Annotated in this window: 16 protein-coding genes; 5 read left to right on the top strand and 11 right to left on the bottom strand. The window is 59.6% G+C overall.

The genetic code is table 11. The annotated features are described in order from the left end of the window. Positions 1-158: 158 nt before the first annotated feature. The 5 genes from BOO69_RS23150 to BOO69_RS22500 are packed head-to-tail and all read left to right on the top strand — an operon-like array spanning position 159 to position 7,230. Positions 159-2,024 (top strand): HAD hydrolase family protein, encoded by a 1,866-nt coding sequence (locus BOO69_RS23150; protein WP_133119788.1) that lies wholly within the window; start codon positions 159-161, stop codon positions 2,022-2,024. Then, positions 2,021-3,142, top strand: coding sequence for a phosphoribosyltransferase-like protein (locus BOO69_RS22515; RefSeq protein WP_100161457.1), 1,122 nt, complete (start codon positions 2,021-2,023; stop codon positions 3,140-3,142). The genes BOO69_RS23150 and BOO69_RS22515 overlap by 4 nt, the downstream gene beginning before the upstream one ends. A gap of 41 nt (positions 3,143-3,183) precedes the next feature. After that, on the top strand, positions 3,184-5,049 hold the full coding sequence (locus BOO69_RS22510) for an ORC-CDC6 family AAA ATPase (protein ID WP_133119789.1): 1,866 nt from the start codon (positions 3,184-3,186) through the stop codon (positions 5,047-5,049). A gap of 13 nt (positions 5,050-5,062) precedes the next feature. Further along, positions 5,063-6,172 (top strand): hypothetical protein, encoded by a 1,110-nt coding sequence (locus tag BOO69_RS22505; RefSeq protein WP_100161458.1) that lies wholly within the window; start codon positions 5,063-5,065, stop codon positions 6,170-6,172. After that, positions 6,169-7,230: a carbohydrate kinase family protein gene (locus BOO69_RS22500; protein ID WP_067267214.1), complete on the top strand. Its 1,062-nt coding sequence runs from the start codon at positions 6,169-6,171 to the stop codon at positions 7,228-7,230. The genes BOO69_RS22505 and BOO69_RS22500 overlap by 4 nt, the downstream gene beginning before the upstream one ends. 64 nt (positions 7,231-7,294) lie before the next feature. Here the strand turns inward: BOO69_RS22500 and virB11 are convergent, their stop codons facing one another. The 11 genes from virB11 to BOO69_RS22445 are packed head-to-tail and all read right to left on the bottom strand — an operon-like array spanning position 7,295 to position 17,319. Then, a complete protein-coding gene (gene virB11 / locus BOO69_RS22495; RefSeq protein ID WP_067922297.1) occupies positions 7,295-8,296 on the bottom strand; it encodes a P-type DNA transfer ATPase VirB11 in 1,002 nt (333 codons plus the stop codon). Continuing rightward, a complete protein-coding gene (locus BOO69_RS22490; protein WP_071974404.1) occupies positions 8,293-9,720 on the bottom strand; it encodes a TraB/TrbI/VirB10 family type IV secretion system protein in 1,428 nt (475 codons plus the stop codon). The genes virB11 and BOO69_RS22490 overlap by 4 nt, the downstream gene beginning before the upstream one ends. Before the next feature lie 2 nt (positions 9,721-9,722). Then, positions 9,723-10,445, bottom strand: a complete 723-nt coding sequence (locus BOO69_RS22485) for a TrbG/VirB9 family P-type conjugative transfer protein (protein WP_071974403.1) — start codon at positions 10,443-10,445, stop codon at positions 9,723-9,725. 5 nt (positions 10,446-10,450) lie between these two features. Then, entirely contained in the window at positions 10,451-11,131 is a 681-nt protein-coding gene (locus BOO69_RS22480; protein ID WP_071974402.1) for a VirB8 family type IV secretion system protein, read from the bottom strand. A gap of 17 nt (positions 11,132-11,148) precedes the next feature. Further along, complete coding sequence (locus BOO69_RS22475) at positions 11,149-12,162, bottom strand: TrbL/VirB6 family protein (RefSeq protein ID WP_071974401.1); 1,014 nt, start codon at positions 12,160-12,162, stop codon at positions 11,149-11,151. Then, positions 12,163-12,591, bottom strand: a complete 429-nt coding sequence (locus BOO69_RS22470; RefSeq protein WP_232786401.1) for a hypothetical protein — start codon at positions 12,589-12,591, stop codon at positions 12,163-12,165. It abuts the gene before it with no gap. Between the two features lie 2 nt (positions 12,592-12,593). Continuing rightward, positions 12,594-13,361: a type IV secretion system protein gene (locus tag BOO69_RS22465; RefSeq protein WP_071974400.1), complete on the bottom strand. Its 768-nt coding sequence runs from the start codon at positions 13,359-13,361 to the stop codon at positions 12,594-12,596. Further along, positions 13,358-14,470, bottom strand: coding sequence for a lytic transglycosylase domain-containing protein (locus BOO69_RS22460; protein ID WP_009804201.1), 1,113 nt, complete (start codon positions 14,468-14,470; stop codon positions 13,358-13,360). The genes BOO69_RS22465 and BOO69_RS22460 overlap by 4 nt, the downstream gene beginning before the upstream one ends. After that, on the bottom strand, positions 14,467-14,676 hold the full coding sequence (locus BOO69_RS22455; RefSeq protein WP_009804202.1) for a hypothetical protein: 210 nt from the start codon (positions 14,674-14,676) through the stop codon (positions 14,467-14,469). Before BOO69_RS22455 ends, BOO69_RS22460 begins: the two co-directional genes overlap by 4 nt. Further along, positions 14,673-17,066, bottom strand: coding sequence for a VirB4 family type IV secretion/conjugal transfer ATPase (locus BOO69_RS22450; protein ID WP_172839585.1), 2,394 nt, complete (start codon positions 17,064-17,066; stop codon positions 14,673-14,675). Before BOO69_RS22450 ends, BOO69_RS22455 begins: the two co-directional genes overlap by 4 nt. After that, positions 17,041-17,319, bottom strand: a complete 279-nt coding sequence (locus BOO69_RS22445; RefSeq protein WP_040609064.1) for a VirB3 family type IV secretion system protein — start codon at positions 17,317-17,319, stop codon at positions 17,041-17,043. Before BOO69_RS22445 ends, BOO69_RS22450 begins: the two co-directional genes overlap by 26 nt. Positions 17,320-17,325: the final 6 nt, after the last annotated feature.

Raw genomic sequence — 17,325 nt, 5'->3', positions numbered from 1 at the left:
CGCAATCTCCCTCAAGCAGAGCTCTTCCATTCGGCCGAAAGTTCGATGGTGATCGCACAACGGAGCCCTGGGGGCAAAAACAGAAAAAAGGCAGGCTTGCAGTGTCTGAGAGATACCGAGCGGAACTACGCAGCGCTGAGAACGCGTATCAGTCAGCCATGAAGGCAGATATCTCCGAACTCTGTCGAGTCGTGGACGGTTGGCGAGAGAGCCCCATGATGATGGTTGGCTCTGGAGGATCTTACTCTGTGGCTAGCTTCGCGGCTCAGATGCATGAATTGATGGAAGGCGAAACCGCCAAAGCTGTCACACCGCTCGAAATCATTTCCGGCCCGACTACGAATGCCGGTATTGCATGCTTTTCGGCAAGTGGACGAAACCGAGATATTGGTGTGGCTTTCAAGGCCGCAGCTCAACGGGAGTTCTTGCCGCTTTCCGCGCTGGTCTTAAAAGATGAGAGCCCACTTCACGCTTTGGGGCGAAGGTTTCAGTACGCAGATATTGTCGATTTTCAGTCTGAAAGCTTTAAAGACGGTTTCTTGGCAGTCGCATCTTTGGTTGCGTCTTCCGTCCTGATTTTGCGAGCGTACCAAGCGTCGGGATTTGATAGCGAGGAGTTGCCTTCGTCGCTTGAGGAACTAATGCACCAAATCATTTGCGGATGGAGCGCGGAGGACATCGCCAGTCAAGCAAAAGATCTGTGCTTGAATCGGACTGTTAGCCTATTGTTCACGAACTCCTTGCGAGCAACGTCTGTCGATCTTGAGTCTCGTTTCGTTGAAGCTGGTCTGGGGAACCTACATGCTGCGGACTTGCGAAATTTTGGGCACGGAAGACATTTCTGGATGCATAAACATAAGGCGTCCACGGGTATCGTTTGTTTGGTGGGCGACGGAATGGAGCAGCTCGCAACCAAGACCCTTGAGGCTTTACCGCGAGAAATTCCGCGACTGAGAATAGATTTTCGCGGACCCAGACACCTACAGGCTATTGCAGGAATCGTAGCAGGTTTACATCTGAGCCTTGGAGCTGGCGAGGCCTCAAAAATAGACCCCGCCAAGCCAGGAGTGCCGGAATTCGGAAGGCGGCTCTATCGGATCGGTCCGATGCTTCCTGCAGAATCTCAGAAGGAGTTGAACCTGAATGCTGCGCTCGCACGGAAGGGAGTTAATCTCTCAGGGGCAGACAAGGAGACTTGGTTTGAGCATTATTCTAGCGCAATTAATTTTGTCAGAGATGCTTCCATTCAGGGTTTGGTGATGGATTATGACGGGACGCTCTCTGATGACCGCGACCGGTTCAAAGTTGGCCTTCGGCCCAAGGTAGCCGAAGAACTGAATAGGCTCCTTGAAGGCGGGCTGCCCATAGGTATTGCAACGGGTCGGGGACCAAGTGCGGGCGTGTCTCTAAGGTCGAGCATAAAGCGAGAGCTCTGGGGGCGAGTACTTGTGGGGTACTATAATGGCGCAGTAATTAGTTCTTTGAGCGACGATCGTGATCCCCTGTTAGACGAATTGGATGCGGTTGATCCAATGCTCGAGGAACTGCGTAAGGGTACATTTCTGTCTTCTTGCGAAATTCGAGCGAACACGAAACAGATTTCAATAAAATTTCGGAGAAGACGAGACGTATCTCGGGCGGTCTCAGAAATTCGTGAGGCGTTGAGATTAGGTGGACTTGATAAGCAAGTTGTAATTTCGAGCCACTCGGTCGATGTCCTAATCGGGGGGCAAAGCAAGCTTAAGCTGGTCGAAGAGCTGTGCAACTATGCAAAAATAGACAGTGGCGCGGTCTTACGCATTGGTGACCGCGCCGATCCAGTCGGGAACGATTTTCAGCTTTTGGATCATCCACTTGGTCTGAGTGTCGATCGGGCGAGCGAAGATCCGAAAACAGGTTGGGCATTGGCTCCCGCAGGTATCCGTGGTGTACAAGCGACGGTCTTCTACCTTGAGAGGCTGGCAAAGCTTGAAGAGGCTTGGGCTATGGCGATTAAGCCCTCCGACCGAGGTCTGACAAATTGAAGAAAGAACTCGCTGAAACACTTCTTACCAAGATAATGGGGTGGTCCGATGCCGAGAAGGCAGAGGAAAGAGCTTTGCTGGAAAGCTTTGCGTCCTACAAATACGACGAGTATCAGCAGTTCGCTCCTGGGCGCCGCTTTCTGGAGAGCCTAGCGCTGTGGTTGCAGCAGTTTGAAACCAAGGGTGAACGAGATATTGCCTATTCCTTCGTCAAGGAACGGTTAATATTTGTTTCAAATGCGGAAATTAACAGTCTTGTTGGGTTGGCTTTTCCAACCTTTGTTCGCCCAAAGTTGATTGCTGATACCGCGGAGAGCCATTCGGCTTTGGAAGCCCATCGGGTAAAATCGATAGTTAAATCCAAGGAATATCGCGCAAGATTACGAAAGACACTGTTTCTTGGATTGAGCGACGGTGCCCGTACTGACCAGTTTCGAAGGGCGCATCCACAAGACATCACCCATGAGCAAGTGTTCCACGCATATGATATGTCTTCGCCAAAGGCCAAAGGGTTCACGGAAAAGTTACAAAAGGATCTCTCAACGATCTCTGGCGCGGAAGTACCGGAAGATCAAGCTAAGTTCGAGTATGTAGTATTGCTGGATGACTTTACAGCGAGTGGGACCAGCTACCTTCGAGAGGGAAAGAACGGAGACTGGGACGGAAAAATTGCAAAAATTATCCGCGAACTCGATAGCGATGAGCTTTTAGGTAGTCTCGTGGCTCAATCCGGAGTTTCGGTGCTCGTCGTGATCTACATCGCGGCTGATCAGGCGATAGAACACATCGAGCAGCGTTTGGAACAGCTGCCATTTTCGAAAGGATCAATCGAGTTCAAGGTTGTTCATCGCCTCAACTGCGGCGTGAAGCTGGTGCCGCCGACGGACGATGGAATTTTGTCTCTTGCCAACCAAGACCGCTACTTTGACCCCGATGCAGACGATGAACATTCGAAGGTTGGTGGCACGTCCAAACGTTTCGGTTATGCAGGGTGTAAGTTGCCGGTAGTTCTGGCACACAATACACCCAACAACTCCATCTTCCTTTTGTGGGCAGAAGATGTGCACAGGGTACGCGGTTTGTTCCCTCGTGTCAGTCGCCATAGAAAGTTTGAGTAGCTGTGAGAAACCCATTCCGCATAAGAGCATCCCAGCGTTCGGTGAGTGATGAACAGTTCGTCAGACTGTTCGGGCCTGGAGCTTTGGATGTCGTCGACGACAAAGAAGATCCGTTTTCCGGACTAGTCTTCTTTCGAAGCGCTCCTGGGGGCGGAAAGACAACCTTGCTGCGAATGATGCTGCCGCGCCCGCTCGAGCTCGTTGTGTCGTTGCGGGAAGATCAGCAGGTCAAGCCAACGTTCGATGTCTTGAGTAATCTCGGTGCCGTAGATGAAAACGGAGCCAAGTTGCTTGGTGCCATGATTTCGTTCTCGACAGAGTATCAAGATTTGGCGCAGATCGATCGCGGCAATGGGTTATTCAGATCGCTTCTGGATTCTAGAATCGTCATCGCGACGCTCCGATCACTCCTTGATCAAAGTGGACGACTATATCCGGATGATCTGAAAACATTGCGAGTCACTTGGGAACCAGAGTCTGGAGCAACTGTGCCTGCATCCGCGAGTGGAACAGAGCTGTTCGAATGGGCTTCTGAGATCGAACGCAATTTTTATGACACGATGGATGATCTAGGGGAGCCAGATGCACTCCAAGGTGGCCATACAAGGCTCGACAGTCTCAAGTGGTTTGCCCGGGCGAGAATGTTCGATGGGCGCGGAGAGGTTCGGTCCCGACGAATTCTCCTTTTCGACGAACTTCAATTCTTGGACAATGCGCAACGCAAAAGTCTGATAAACCTTGTAACCAATGCACGGGAGCCCTGCGGTATTTGGATTGCCGAGCGCCTCGATGCGATGAGCCACCAAGACTTGTTGACCGAAGGTGCCTTGGAGAAACGCGATTACGACTCCGTCATCCAGCTTGAAACACAGTGGTCCGGAAAGCGGTCATCTGGTTTCACGCGATTTGCCGAGCAAATTGCCAATCTCAGGGCATCCAAGGCGGACGGTTTTGAAGGGAGAGAGTTCTTCCCTTTGGTAGCAAACGAGGAAGAGCTGGCGCAAGGTGAGAATAGATACGGCGAGAAGTCATCCGAGATCGAGACGCGACTTGTCGAGAAGACCGCCGGTGATAGCCGCTATGAAGAATGGATTTCTGCCGCTCGAGAAGATCGCAGAGATGCGATTTCATCAGCTATTAAGTGGCGGTCCACAGAGATCCTGATCGAGCGGGACCTAAGGCGGAGCCAGGCGTCATTCGCATTCGACGTTCTGCCGGCTGATGAACTCGATGAAAAGGAAAAGGCCGTTTCGAGGGCCGCTGAGCATTTCCTAAGAACCGAAATGGAAACTCCGCTGTACTTTGGAAAAGACACGCTAGCGGCAGTGGCGAGTTCGAACATCGATCAGTATCTTGAGGTAGCTGGAGCGTTGTTCGAAGAGATTTCTGCAAAGATCACCGGTCCAAGGAGCATTCCGCGTTCGTTGTCAGCAGAACGACAGGATGCGATAATTCGTGAAGTCGCCGAGTTAAGATGGGAAGGCTTGGTCCGGCGCCTGCCCCAGGGCTACGATGCAAAGAGATTTCTGGAAGCTCTTGGCAAATACTGCCGTGATCAGACCTTTCGCCCAACCGCTCCCTATATGCCGGGAGTCACCGGGTTTGCGATATCCATGCAGGATCGAAATACGCTGGCAAATGAAGATGAAAAAAAGATCAAGCATCTTCTTCAATTGCGAAATGTCGTCACTTCCCTAGTTGCGCATAACTTGATTACCCCGCATTTGGATCGGAAGGCGAAGGGAAAATCCTACATGGTTTTCTATCTGAACAGATTGCTATGTGTGAAATTTGGCCTGCCGCTTGGATATGGGGGCTGGCGTGAGCAATCGCTTGGAACACTTCATCGCTGGATGGAGCTCGGCGACATAGGGGAGCAGTCGGACAGGGAGCCGAGGCTTGTCTAGCGAGGTCACTATCATGCGTTGGGACCCCTATATCTTCCGTCAGGGTGAGGATTTTGATGCCTTTTGGCAGAAATACGCAAATGAACCTTCCAAGCGTTTCTTGTTTGTGCTTGGGCGTGGGTACGACCCGAGGGCTCTATCTGTTTTGGATAAGATCGTGGAGTTTGGTGGGGAAGTCGATGTTTGGTTGCTTGCCTTCGACAACGGCTTCCAAGACAGCGAATTAAGAATCCAGCTCACTCTCGAAAACGTTAAAAAACTCGAAGCTTTGGTCGGCGCATCGAAGATTCGCGAGATTGAGGTCTCACTCGGACGCTCCGGGAAAGGTAACGCCACTTCTAGGAACGTGCGGCAGGCATTGCGCGCCGCGGGTTCTTTGGGCGTGTATACTGACGTTGTGGTGGACATTAGCGCTATGCCCAGGATGGTGGCGCTAACGGCGGTCGCATCTCTGCTCCACGAGCTTGACAAAATGAGTGTAGATGGACCGGACGTAAATCTCCATGTGACGACCGCCGAGAGCGTGTCGGCTGACATCGGCGCCGCGCGAGGTACGCTCCGTGATGACGTCACCAACGTGATCGGTTTTGGCGGGCAGCTTGATAGTGAATCGACCGATCAGATTCCTCGGGTATGGTTTCCGGTGCTCGGCGAACAGCAAGGAATTAGGCTGTCGCGCATCCGAGACAAATTGAACCCTGACGAGATTTGCCCCGTGATCCCTTTTCCAACTAGAGAACCACGACGCGGAGACGAGATCATTCGGGAGCATCGGCAACTCTTGTTCGAAGAGTTCCAAGTCGAACCAGGCAACATTCTAAGAGCATCAGAGTATAATCCGTTCGAAGCTTACAAGCAGATATTTGCCGCCATGGACCGGTATCGGCGGGCACTGAGCGAACTTGGCGGTTGCAAGGCTTTCGTGTCACCATTATCTTCCAAGCTTTTATCGGTCGGCGCCTTGTTGGCGTGCTATGACCATAGGTACGGGGCTATCGCAGGAGATCGTATGTCAGTGGGTGTTTTGTATGTAGAAACAGCAGACTACTCCGATCCTGTCATAGAATCAGACACGGAGTACCAGCTCTCATCTATGTGGCTTCGTGGGGACTGGGAACGATGATCGACGACAAGAAACAGGAAGCCATCGGGTTACGGGCCATGGGAACAGGCTTCGTGGCCATGGATGTTGTGGAGGGCCTTGAGGCGACCTTTGCTTCGGCAGGCGGTTCGTGCGGGAATGTTATGGCCTTGTTGAGCTGGCTGGGTTGGGATTCGTTTCCTGTGGCGCGACTTGGATGTGATGAACCGGGAGACTTCGTTGTTCACGACCTTCAGTTCGACGGCGTTAAAACTGACTTTGTATGGCAAGAACAGTCGGTCTCCACGCCAGTTGTCGTTCAGAAATTCAAGGTAGATGCTGAAGGCCACAGGTCACATCGTTATGTGTTGACTTGCCCGGATTGCGGCGGTTGGCTTCCAAGGTTCAGATCAACGACGATCCGACAAATCCAGCCGGTATTGGATAGTGATTGCGTTCCCGATATCTTTTTCTTTGACCGCGTGTCTCCGAGCGCCCTGAAGCTTGCCTCTTGGGTACGCGAAAGTGGAGGTCTAGTCCTCTTTGAGCCGTCTTCCATAGGGGATGAGAGCCAATTTCAAAAGGCAATAGATGTTTGTCACGTCCTAAAGTTTGCCGAAGATAGGCTCGGTCACATCAATGAAATCCGTGATCTCACTGGGCCAAATCTCATCATTCAAACCTTAGGACCGCGAGGCTTGGAATTTCGCCTTGGCTGGGATTGGTTCGAACTTGATGCTTTCGAGGCGCCATATTTTCTTGATGCGGCAGGTTCAGGTGATTGGTGTACCGCAATACTGTTGAGTGAACTTGGCAACCAGGGCAGTATGAACCCTGTATCCTGGACGCCGAGGTTAATCTCTGACGCACTTCGAAGAGGGCAAGCGGCGGCGGCGTTGAACTGCGGATTTGAAGGTGCCCGTGGAGCGATGCAAGCAGCCGACAAGGATGCTTTCATGTTGGCGGTTTCAGACCTGATGGCCGGCAAGGAAACTTCAGTTGAAAGATTGACTGAGGGTAAGGCTGAGCCGCGAGTGAACCTGTGTTCGCTATGCAAGATTGTTCCGTTTTCGACGGGGAAAGATGCCGAAACCGCCTAAAGTACTATGACATCAGCAGTGCCCACGCATTATGGTTCCGGAGACCCAGTTCTGCTAACGAGCCTCAAGGCGGCGGCTGGTTTCTGCTTCCAGGCAGATAGAACTCAGTGATCCCCCGTTTGCCCTCGGCCCGCCCCAGCTGCACGATCACATCAATGGATTTCCGGATGTACTCCCGCACTTCAGCGAAGGTCAGCGGTGTGCCGGCCTGCAGCACCATGATCGCCAGCCGGTCGATGGCGAGTTCCGCGGTTTCGGCGTGGATCGTGGAGACCGACCCACCATGGCCAGTGTTGATGGCCTCGAGATAGGTCAGGGCCTCGGCCCCGCGCAACTCACCGACGATGATCCGGTCGGGGCGCATGCGGAGGGAGGCCTGAAGGAGGGCATTGGCGCTGCGTTGCGAACCGGTTCCGCGGTCGGCCAGGAGGGCGACGGTGTTCGGTTGGGCGGGGAATAGCTCGAAGGCGTCCTCGATGGTGATCAGGCGTTCGTGCTCAGTGATATGGGTCAGAAGATGGCGGGCGAAAGTGGTCTTGCCGGTCGAGGTGCCGCCGCTGATCAGGACGTTGAGCCGCGCCTCGACGAGGGTCTGCAGCGCGACCTCGAGGTTTTCTTCTGCGAGACTGGCGATGTTTTTCATCTTCTCGGCGCGGAGCGCATCGAGCGAGACGGCCTTGCCGAAGAGATAGGCCGGGGCGTAGTCCCGGACGCTGCCCGAGGCGAAAAGTCGGATGGTGATCGAGGCACCGCGGTCGATGGCGGGCGGCACGGCGACCTGGACCCGGAGGGGGCGGCCCGCATATTCCACCTTGCCGGACACGAGCGGGTTCTTTTCAGAGACGCGGGCCTTGGCGTCGCCGACGATGGTCTGGGCCATGTTGAGGGCGGTGGTGCGATCCACGGTCTGGCCTTCGTGGCGCATCGTGGCGTCGCCCGCGACCTCGAGCCAGACCTTGCCGTCCGGGTTGACCGCGATCTCGACCACGTCGTCGCGCCGCAGAAGGTCGCGGAACGGATCGAGATATCGCTCGAGATAGGAGGCTGGGCTTTCTGTCCGGGTCAATAAATCACCACATCCCGATCCACGAGCACGGTGACCGAGGCCCCCTGATCGACATAGATCGTCGGCGCGATCGAGACCTGATCGGCGATGACCGACCCGACCGCGTCCTGCAGGTCGCTGCCGACATCTCCCAGGACAATGCTGGTGGTTTCATTGTTGGCACTCTCGGCCGCGACCGCAGGCGCCGCCCCGATCACGGAAATCAGAGCCGCCCCGCCAAAGCGCTCGGCGAACTTGGTATCGACGAGGCCGGTGAGGCCCGACCGGCCGAGCTGGTCCCCGCCGACGGCGGCGATTTCCATCGAGGTGCCGTCCGGGGTCAGGACGCGGGTCCAGAGGATCAGGATGCGCTTCTGGTGCATCTCGATGCCGGAGCGGTATTGGCCAAAAAGGCGGGAACCCCGGGGGATCAGAACCCGGTCCCCGGAGAACGCCGGAACCGGCTCGGAGACGACCGCGACAACGGAGCCCGGCAGATCGCTGTTGATGGCGGTCTGAAGCGCGGCCTGGATGACGGACCCTTGGGTCAGCGTGCGCTCGGGATGGGTGAGACGAGTGGCCTCCTGCACCTCGAGCGGTCGCGCGCTCTGCAGGAACGCCTCATTGCCTGAGAGCACCGGCCCCCCGGCACCAGCAGCGGCGGTAGGTTCGGCCACTGCCGCGCCACTCGCGCTGCCGCGCGGCCCGTCGGCATATACCACGGCGGGAGATTTGATCTGCGCGGTCAGAAGCTCCTCTGCAACCCGCTCGGCCTCGCGCTGACGCTGTTCCTCTTCCTGCCTGCGGCGTTCCTCGAGCAGGCGCTGGTCAGCGATCAGCCCTTCGCGGTCGAGCTCGGCCTCGAGCCCTTCCCGCTGCGCCCTCTCGGCATCGAGCATGGCTTGCAACCCGGCGATACGGGACTCGGTCTGGCGTTGCAGGTTGGCAAGCTCGGCCTCCTTTGCTGCCAGCATGGATTCGAGTGCGGCCTTCTGTTCGTCGAAGGCCTCGCGCAGGTCAGCAACGGCGGATTGGATTTCCGAGTTGCGGGCGGCCTGGCTGGCGGCCAGTGCCTCGCGCAGCTTGGCGATCTCGGCCAGCACCTCGGCGCTTGCCTCCGGGGCAGGGGCCGCGGGCACGTCGAGCGCCTCCTCGACAGCGATCAGCGCGTCATTGATCCGTTGTTCGGCCTCATCTGGCGGAAACTCCAACCGCCCGCCCGTGCCGGGGCGGCGGTCCTGAAAGGTCTCGACATCGGAGGTCTCCAGCGCGCTGTCACCTTCCTGCAACCCGGTTGCGAGGAAATACGCGACCCCGGCGCCGCCGAGCGCGAGGGCGGCGGCGAGCGCGCCGACCCCGAGGCTGTTGCCCCGGCGTTTGGATTTGCCGCGCTGGCTAAATTGATCGAGGCGGTCCTGCAGGTCGGGAGGGGTTTGATCGGCCATGGTCAGTTGCTCACGTAGATCGCGCTCTCGTCGCGCCAGGCGCAGATCGCCTCATCGCCGATGCGCAGCGTCCAGTAGGTGTTCACCCCGAGCACGCGGACGGTGTTGCCTGCCTGCGTCCAGTTCACAGTGCGCTCACGGCCTTGGTCATCGGCCTTGAAGAAGGCAGGCTGGCGACCGTTCTCCGGGAAGACGAAATACGTATAGCGCCCGTCGTCGTAGATATGGCTGGGGCGGAAGTCGCCTTCGCCTGAGACGCGGTAGTTGTAATTGCGCGGGGCCTCAAATCCCTTGGGCTGGGTGGAACCCGCCGCGCGGCGCTCCTCGTCGGGGTAGCGGAAGCGCACTTCGAAGAACATGCCGGTGCGGTTCGGGATCGAGCCTTCGCGCAGATGGAACGAATAGGTGCGTCGGTTGGTGATCACCGTCATGTTGGTCGAGGCATTGGCCACATGCGGTTTGATGGTCAGCACGTTGCCCAGCTCGGGGATCGGATCGACCTGGAAGCTTTCGGTGTCGCCAACAATCACTGCTTCAAACCGCTCGCCCGCCCCGAAATGAATCGTGGTCGAATGCCGCAGATCGGTCTCGATCCGGTAGACCTGGTTCTCATTATAGACGGCGGTGCGGATGCGGATATCGAGCGGGCCGCCTTGCGGCGTGGCCTCGGCAAGGGCGGCAACAGGAAGGGCAAGCGCCAGGAGGAGCGCGGGCAGGGATTTCATACTGGTCAGTTCTCCAGGGTCTCGGCATCGACGCGGTAGGAGGTCACCACGAAGCCCAAGGGGTTGGCCCAGACGTCCTGAAGGCGCTGGCGGGTTTCGGGTTGGAAGTCGTAGCCGACGGTGGCGACATAGGACCGGGTGACAGTGCGGGTGTCGCGGGGACGGCGCAGCGTGCGGGTGAAGCGCACCTGCGCCACGCCGCGCTCGATCTGATTCACGGATTTGATCACCACCTCGATCTTGGCGTCGCGGCCGTAAACGGTGATCGGGTAATCCTCGTTGGTCGAGGACCAGAGATCGCGCAGCGTGCGGGCAGCGTCACCGTCCGAGCGGTCCAGCACCGAGTTGATGCGTTGCTCGCCATCGGTCAGGTCATAGGTTTCCCGATCATCGACATAGGCCACGAGATTGGCCTGGATGATCGCGTCACTTTCGGAAAGGGTCAGCGCCTGCACGGCCGCGACCCGGTCCATCTCGCCGGTTTCCTTGTCGACCACGACCACGAAGGTCTCGGTCGATTTGAGGGGAAAGAGGCTCGCGCCCGCGACCATGCCGGCCACGCCGACCAGCACGCCCGCCGCCGCGACGAACCAGGCAAAGCGCTCGCGCCGCCGTGGCCCGAAGATGAAATCCGCCTCGAAAGCGTCGCAGTCTTGGCTCGCAGAACTGGTTACGGTTGTCTTCAAGTCAGTCGTCTTTCAAATCAGGGTTTGCGGAAGGATTTGGCGGCGGAGAGAAGCGCGCCGGGGCTTTGCCGGATCAACTCGCCAGTTTTCACCACGCCCGCATTGGCCATCTGGTTCAGCTCCTGCGGCGACTTGCCGGTGACGAGGCGGGAGGTGGTGCCCGTGCCGTACTGGCGCGTGTTCACGAAACCCTGGCGTGCGAGGCCGGTCAGACCCACGGCGTTGGAGGCAATGCCGACAACGCCGGTGAGGTTGGAGGCGATGTAGGGGACCGAGGCCATGATCCCGGCGCTGAGGATCAGGATGACGAGGAAGGGCAGGATGAGGCTGACCGTCTCGACATCGCCCGGATCGGCGGAGGCGTCCCCGATGGCCTCGGCGATGGCGACGATGATGCCGGCGGCCCCTGCGGCAGCGACCGGCATGAGCGCATAGCCGATGGTAGCGCGGGTCCAGGCCTCGAAGAGCGACTGGGTCGGCTTGAAGAGCGAGGTCACGATCATGAAGGGGGCGATCACGATCATCAGCGCGAAGACGATGCGGGCGAAGGCGATGATCCCGGCGGTGACGGCGGCAAAGACGGCGGAGAGGACGAAGAAGATGGCACCCAGGACCGCGCCGAAAACCCAGCCCGCACGGTCCCCGATCGTATCGCCATAGGCGGTGATGCGGGCGACCATGTTGTCGAGGCTCTCATAGACCCCGGCCTCGTCGCCGGACCCGGTGAGGGCCAGGATCGAGGCGCCGACGGAGTCGGGCACGCGTGTGACGATGTCATAGATGACGCTGAAATTGTCCCAACTTTGCGCGAATATCCCTACCAGTGCCACCTTCACCCCGAAGGCAAAGCCGGTGCCGAAGGGCAGGGGGCGCAGCTGCATGACCGCGTTGATGCCCAGAAGGACGAGGAGGAGGGTCGCGCCCGCCGAGATGACGTTGCCGACCGAGGCCGCCGAGGAGACAAAGCCGTCCTGCGCCACGGTGTTCACCGCGGCGTCGACCTGTCCCAGGATGTCGCGAATAACGCCCATTTACTCTGCGCAACCTTCTGCAAGTTGAGCCTCGAGCGCGTCGGCTTTGGCGTAGAGGTCCAGCACGTTGAAGGGCAGACGCGGATTGTCCGAGGTCTTGAACCGGGGCAGGGCGCCCAAGGCCTGATCCCAGCTGAACTGGTCCAGCAGGCAGGTGCAGCTCTCCGAGGCGAGGGCTTCCTCGGCGATCAGGATGCGCAGGATCGCGCGGTAGCCATTGCGCAAGTAAGCGGTCTCGGCGAGATCAACAGGCGGCTTTGGGACGCGGCATTCGTCCTCTTCATCCCGTACGATCTCCATCGAGGTGAAGGGCCGGTCCTGACCCGAGGCCGGGTCGGGCAAGACGAGAAGACCGACCGGAATGACAAGTGAAAGGCTGAGGAGACCGGCTTCCATCAATGTGAAGCGGCTCGGGGTGCGCTTGGACATTCTCATGGATCCACCGCCATCGAGCGGAACTTGCGTTCATCCGCGAGGGTGGCTGCATCGACGACGCCAAGTTGGCCGGCGCTGACGCCCTGGGCCGCTTCCAGCCGCCAGATCTGGGTCAGGATGATGCCGAGCTCTGCCGTGACGCGGGTGTTGAGATCGACGGCGGCCTTCAGCCCGTCCTGATCGTCGATCAGCCCGACCATGGTCTCGAGCCGCTCGAGGCTTTGGCCCGCTTCTTCATGGCTTTCCTGGGCTGCGACGGACAGCATGGCGCTGGCCCCGGCCGAAGTGGCGATCCGGTTGTCGGCGGGCTGATCGGAGCCCGAAAGCGTGCTCAGGCGCTCCGAGGTGAAACCGCTGCCAGACAAAACCCGCTCGACCGAGGCTGTGAGTTCCGCACCGGGATTGAAGCCGCTCAGGAAATCGCCGCTCGCCAGAGATTGCGCGGTGTTGAGCGGGGCGACCAACTTGCCGCGCAGTGCGCGGAATTCTTCGACCGTGGCGAAGAGCTCACCCAACCCGCTGCCCTCGATCAGCGAGGTCAGTTGCGCCTCGAGGTTTGTGAGCTGCGACAGTTGGGTTTCCAGTTCCAGCCGCATGGTGGCGAGCTGCTGCATCTGGACGTTCAGATCTTCGGCCATGTGCTCGAGTTGCGCGACCAGTTGTCCAAGCTGCGAACCATCGAAGGTTGGCACACCTTGGGCCGCTGCGGGCGAGGAAAACCCAAGCGTGGTGACCGCAGCCACGGTCAGGAGAAGCTGTCTCATTCGGGAACTCCCATTTGCATGAAGTCGCGCTCGGCCAGCCGGTCAGCGACGAGGTGCTGCGCATAGGCCGCCTCGCGCTGCTGGTTTGCCGCCATCAGCCGGACGCGGAGGTTGAGGATGCGACCGATCTCGGCCTTGGCGTAGGTGTTGAGCTCCCAGGCCGCCTTGGCATTGGGTTGCGCGTCGATCTGCAGGATGATCGCGCGCAGGCGATTGATGACCTGCTCTGTGGTGGCGGAACTGTCGGCGGCGTAATAGACGCCGGCCTCGGAGATGCTGGCATACTCGGCCAGCGCAAAGTCCGAGGGCGAGAGCGTGCCGAGCGCATCGGCGCCGCCGACCACGGCAAGGTATTCGTTGTAAAACTTGGAGATGTTGCGCACATAGCCTTGGGTCTCGGCAAAGGGCGGCACGCCACCATATTCGATCACGCGTCCCGGACCCGCGTTATAGGCCGCGAGCGCATGGGGGATGTTGCCGAAGCGATTGAGCTGGGTGGTGATGTAGCGCGCGCCGCCGCGCAGGTTGTCTTTGACATTATAGCGGTCGACGCCAAGATCGGAGGCGGTGCCGGGCATGAGCTGGGTCAACCCATAAGCCCCGACCGGACTTTCGGCGGCGACGTTGAAGCGGCTTTCCTGCTTGATCAGGGCCTGGAAGAGACAGCGCCACTGGGTGGCCGAGAGACCTGCTCGGGCCACACCTGGCGCGCCTGCGAATTCGCCCGCCACCTCGACGATCATCATCTCGACCGTCTCGCGACCGTCGCCGAAGAGGCGGCTGTTCATCGGGCTCGGGTCGGTGTTCGGGTAGACCGCCGCTACTCCGAAATCCGCATTGCCCTCGAGCGCGCGGATATCGACGCCGGGACCGGTGATCGCTGTGGTCATCTCTTCGAGCACACGCAACTGGTCAGCCTGGACATCGGCCAGGGTCGTCTCGGTGCGATCCTTGTCCTGCTGGACGCCCAGATCCTCGGCCAGTGCGGCCACCCGGGCGATGGCGCGCCCGATCGCGGAATTGTCCTGCGTCGGCACGCCCTGGGCGATCGCGGGCAGGGTGCTGAGGCCGAGGCAGAAACCGGCGGATATGATCGCGACGCGGCTCATTCCGGACGGGGCAGGGGCTCGAAGGTGCAGTCGGGCTTGGCCATTGCGTGAGCCGGCGCGCCCATGGTCGAGAAGGACAGGGCGGACCTTGTCACCTGCGGCTCGCCATTGCGTCCGAAGCAGGGCGAGGATTTCTCGGTGTATTTCTCGCAAGCCGAAAGAAGGCTTCCGGCGGCGCAAAGCGCGAGGAGAGGTTTCGAATTCATATAACATGTCTCCAGAAATCAGGATTGGCGCGCCAATCGGCGGGCACACGGGCCTCGCCGGTGGCGCCGCCGCCAAGGATGGGGAGGAGGGTGCCGAGGGCGGAGAGATCGGCATCGACAAAGACGCTGTCGCCCGCCGAGCGCACGAGCGCGATGCGCTGGCCGATTGTGGGCTGCACGAGGAGGGCAGCCTCCTTGGCGTTCACGCGCAGAAAGTCGTAATCGGAGATCGTGGCACGGTCGTTCGGGAAGAGGATCTGGGTCGGGACCGTCTCGACGATGGTCTTGCCGACGCGGCTATCGCGCAGCTGGCTCGGATACTGCGTCATCATGATCACGACGCAGTTCATCTTGCGCAGCGTCACCAGCCAGTTTTCCAGCCGCGCGCCGAAGTAGGGATCGTCAAGCAGCTTCCAGGCCTCGTCGAGGACGATGATGGTGGGGCGGCGATCCTCGACCACACGTTCGATCTGGCGGAAGATGTAGGAGAGCACCGCCATCCGCTCGGTGGTCATGTCGAGAATCTCGGTCATGTCGAAGCCGATGATGTCGGAGGCCAGTTCGAGCCCGGCACCATGTTCCGGCTCGTCGAAGACCCAGCCATAGCGGCCGCCCGGGGCCCATTCGGCGACGCGGGACTGTAGCTCGCCATCGTCGTCGAGCGATTGAAACAGCGTCTCGAAACTCGCGAAGCGCCGGAGCGAGCCCTCGGCATAGGCATTTTGCGCGACCGCGCTCTGGATATGGCGGGATTGTTCGCCCGTGAGGGTTCCGCCCCGGGAAAGAAGGGTCGCCAGCCAGTCCGAGAGCCAGGCGCGGCCCCGTTCGTCGATCTCGGTCATCAGCGGGTTCAGGCCCGTCGGCACGCCAGCGCGGATCTCGTTGTAGCGCCCGCCAAGCGCGCGGACCGCCATCTCGAGGCCGCGATCCTTGTCGAAGAAGAAAAGCCGCGCGCCGACCCGCTGCGCTTGGGCTGCGAGGAAGGCGGTGGTGAGCGTCTTGCCGGTGCCGGTGCGCCCCAGCACGAGCGTATGGCCGACGGTCGGTTCCTTGCCCGGGTTGCCCGCCTCGTGAAAATTGAACCGATAGCCCGAGGTGCCGACGGTTGGCAGGACCGAGATGGTCTGGCCCCAGGGCGATTGGTTGGGGCCGCGCCCCTCGACGCTGCCATGCAGGGCGGCGAAATCCGCGAAGTTGATCGAGGAGATCGGAGTTTTGCGAGCGCGATAGCCAAAGTTGCCGGGGGATTGTGCGAAGTAGGTGGCTTTCAGCGCCATGTTCTCGCGCACGATCACCGACATGATTTCCTGGCCCACGCGCTTGATCTGGGCTGCAGCGCGCTCAAGCGTATCGCGGTCGGGCGCATAGACGGCGATCGACAGGTGATGATCGCCAAAGGCGATCCGTCCCGCCTCCTGATCGTCGGCGGCCTGGCCCAGTTGTTCGCGCAGAGAGACGGCGGCATCGTCGGAGGCGTGCATCTGGCGGATGATGCGCTGGATGCGCTCGGCCATGATGTTGTTCGGGATCGGGCTGAAGGAGTTGGTCAGCACGATGTCGAGAGGCAGGTCGAGCGCGTCGAGCAGCGTGACGTCCGTGAGCGCCGGATAGGTTTTCATCGAAAAGAGTGCGCCGTATTTGACCTGGCCGGTCACGGCGTCGGTCAGGGTGACGACATCGCCGTCGAAGGTCGCGCGACAGTTGCTCAGGGTGTGCGAGAGGGGTAGGGCGCTCTGCCCGAAGGCGATGGGGGAGAAGCTGCCGGCGTTCAGCGTATTGAGGTAGCCCAGCCATTCACCGCCCGACTTCGTGAGCCTGACGGGGTTGGCCGAGGCAAGCGCTACCTCGAAGAAGCCCATGACCTCGTTCAACTCCTGCAGGCGTGTCGCGCGGTCCTTGACCCAGGCCTTGCGGGCCAGCGCACGCAGGAGGGGAATGCGGGCCGAGATATCGGGCCGCCGGATGACGCTGAGATAGAGTTGGCGCTTGGCCGGGCGCAGGTCTTTGACATGGGCCTGCCAGCGCGCATCGATCGCGGCGGCGAAGCTGTCCCCCTCGAGGGGGCGCATTCCGAGATCCTGCGGCACGGAGATGCGGTGAATGTAGAAGCCGAAGGCGTTGCCGGTCTGGGCGACGATGGCAGCGACTGCACGCTTGAGCGCGTCGAGCCGGGCATCTTCCGTGGTCATCGGGTTGAGCCCGTCGAGGCGGAGGGTCGCCATAAGGTCGCCCTCGCGCAGTACCATGACGTCGTCAGCCGCGAGCGCGAAATACGGCAGGTGCTCGGCGAGATAACTCTCCCGCGTGAACTCCCCCCCGCCTGCTTGATGCAGGGCGGCCCCAAAAGTGGAAAGTGTGCCCGCATCAAGCGCCAAAGCTGTCGCCTCCATGCAGGGCCCTGTTCTTCGTCGGACGCACTGATCCATAGGAGACGCGCAGGACCTCGAAGAAATGCGGCTCGCGGTCGGCGACAAACCAGAGGATCGGATAGGCGACGAGACCAATCAGGAAGAAGACCATCGACTTCGTCCAGATGAACGGCAGAACGACCCCGGTCGTCAGCACCACGAGGTATCCGACAGGGAGACCCAGATACTTGGGCGGACGGGCGAGGCCCAGAAAAAGGGGGGATCGTTCTGCCACTGCTCT

Source organism: Sulfitobacter alexandrii (assembly GCF_001886735.1).
Classification (GTDB): Bacteria; Pseudomonadota; Alphaproteobacteria; order Rhodobacterales; family Rhodobacteraceae; genus Sulfitobacter; species Sulfitobacter alexandrii.
Note: the sequence above shows the minus strand (reverse complement) of the source record. Positions and strands in the feature narration are given on the sequence as shown.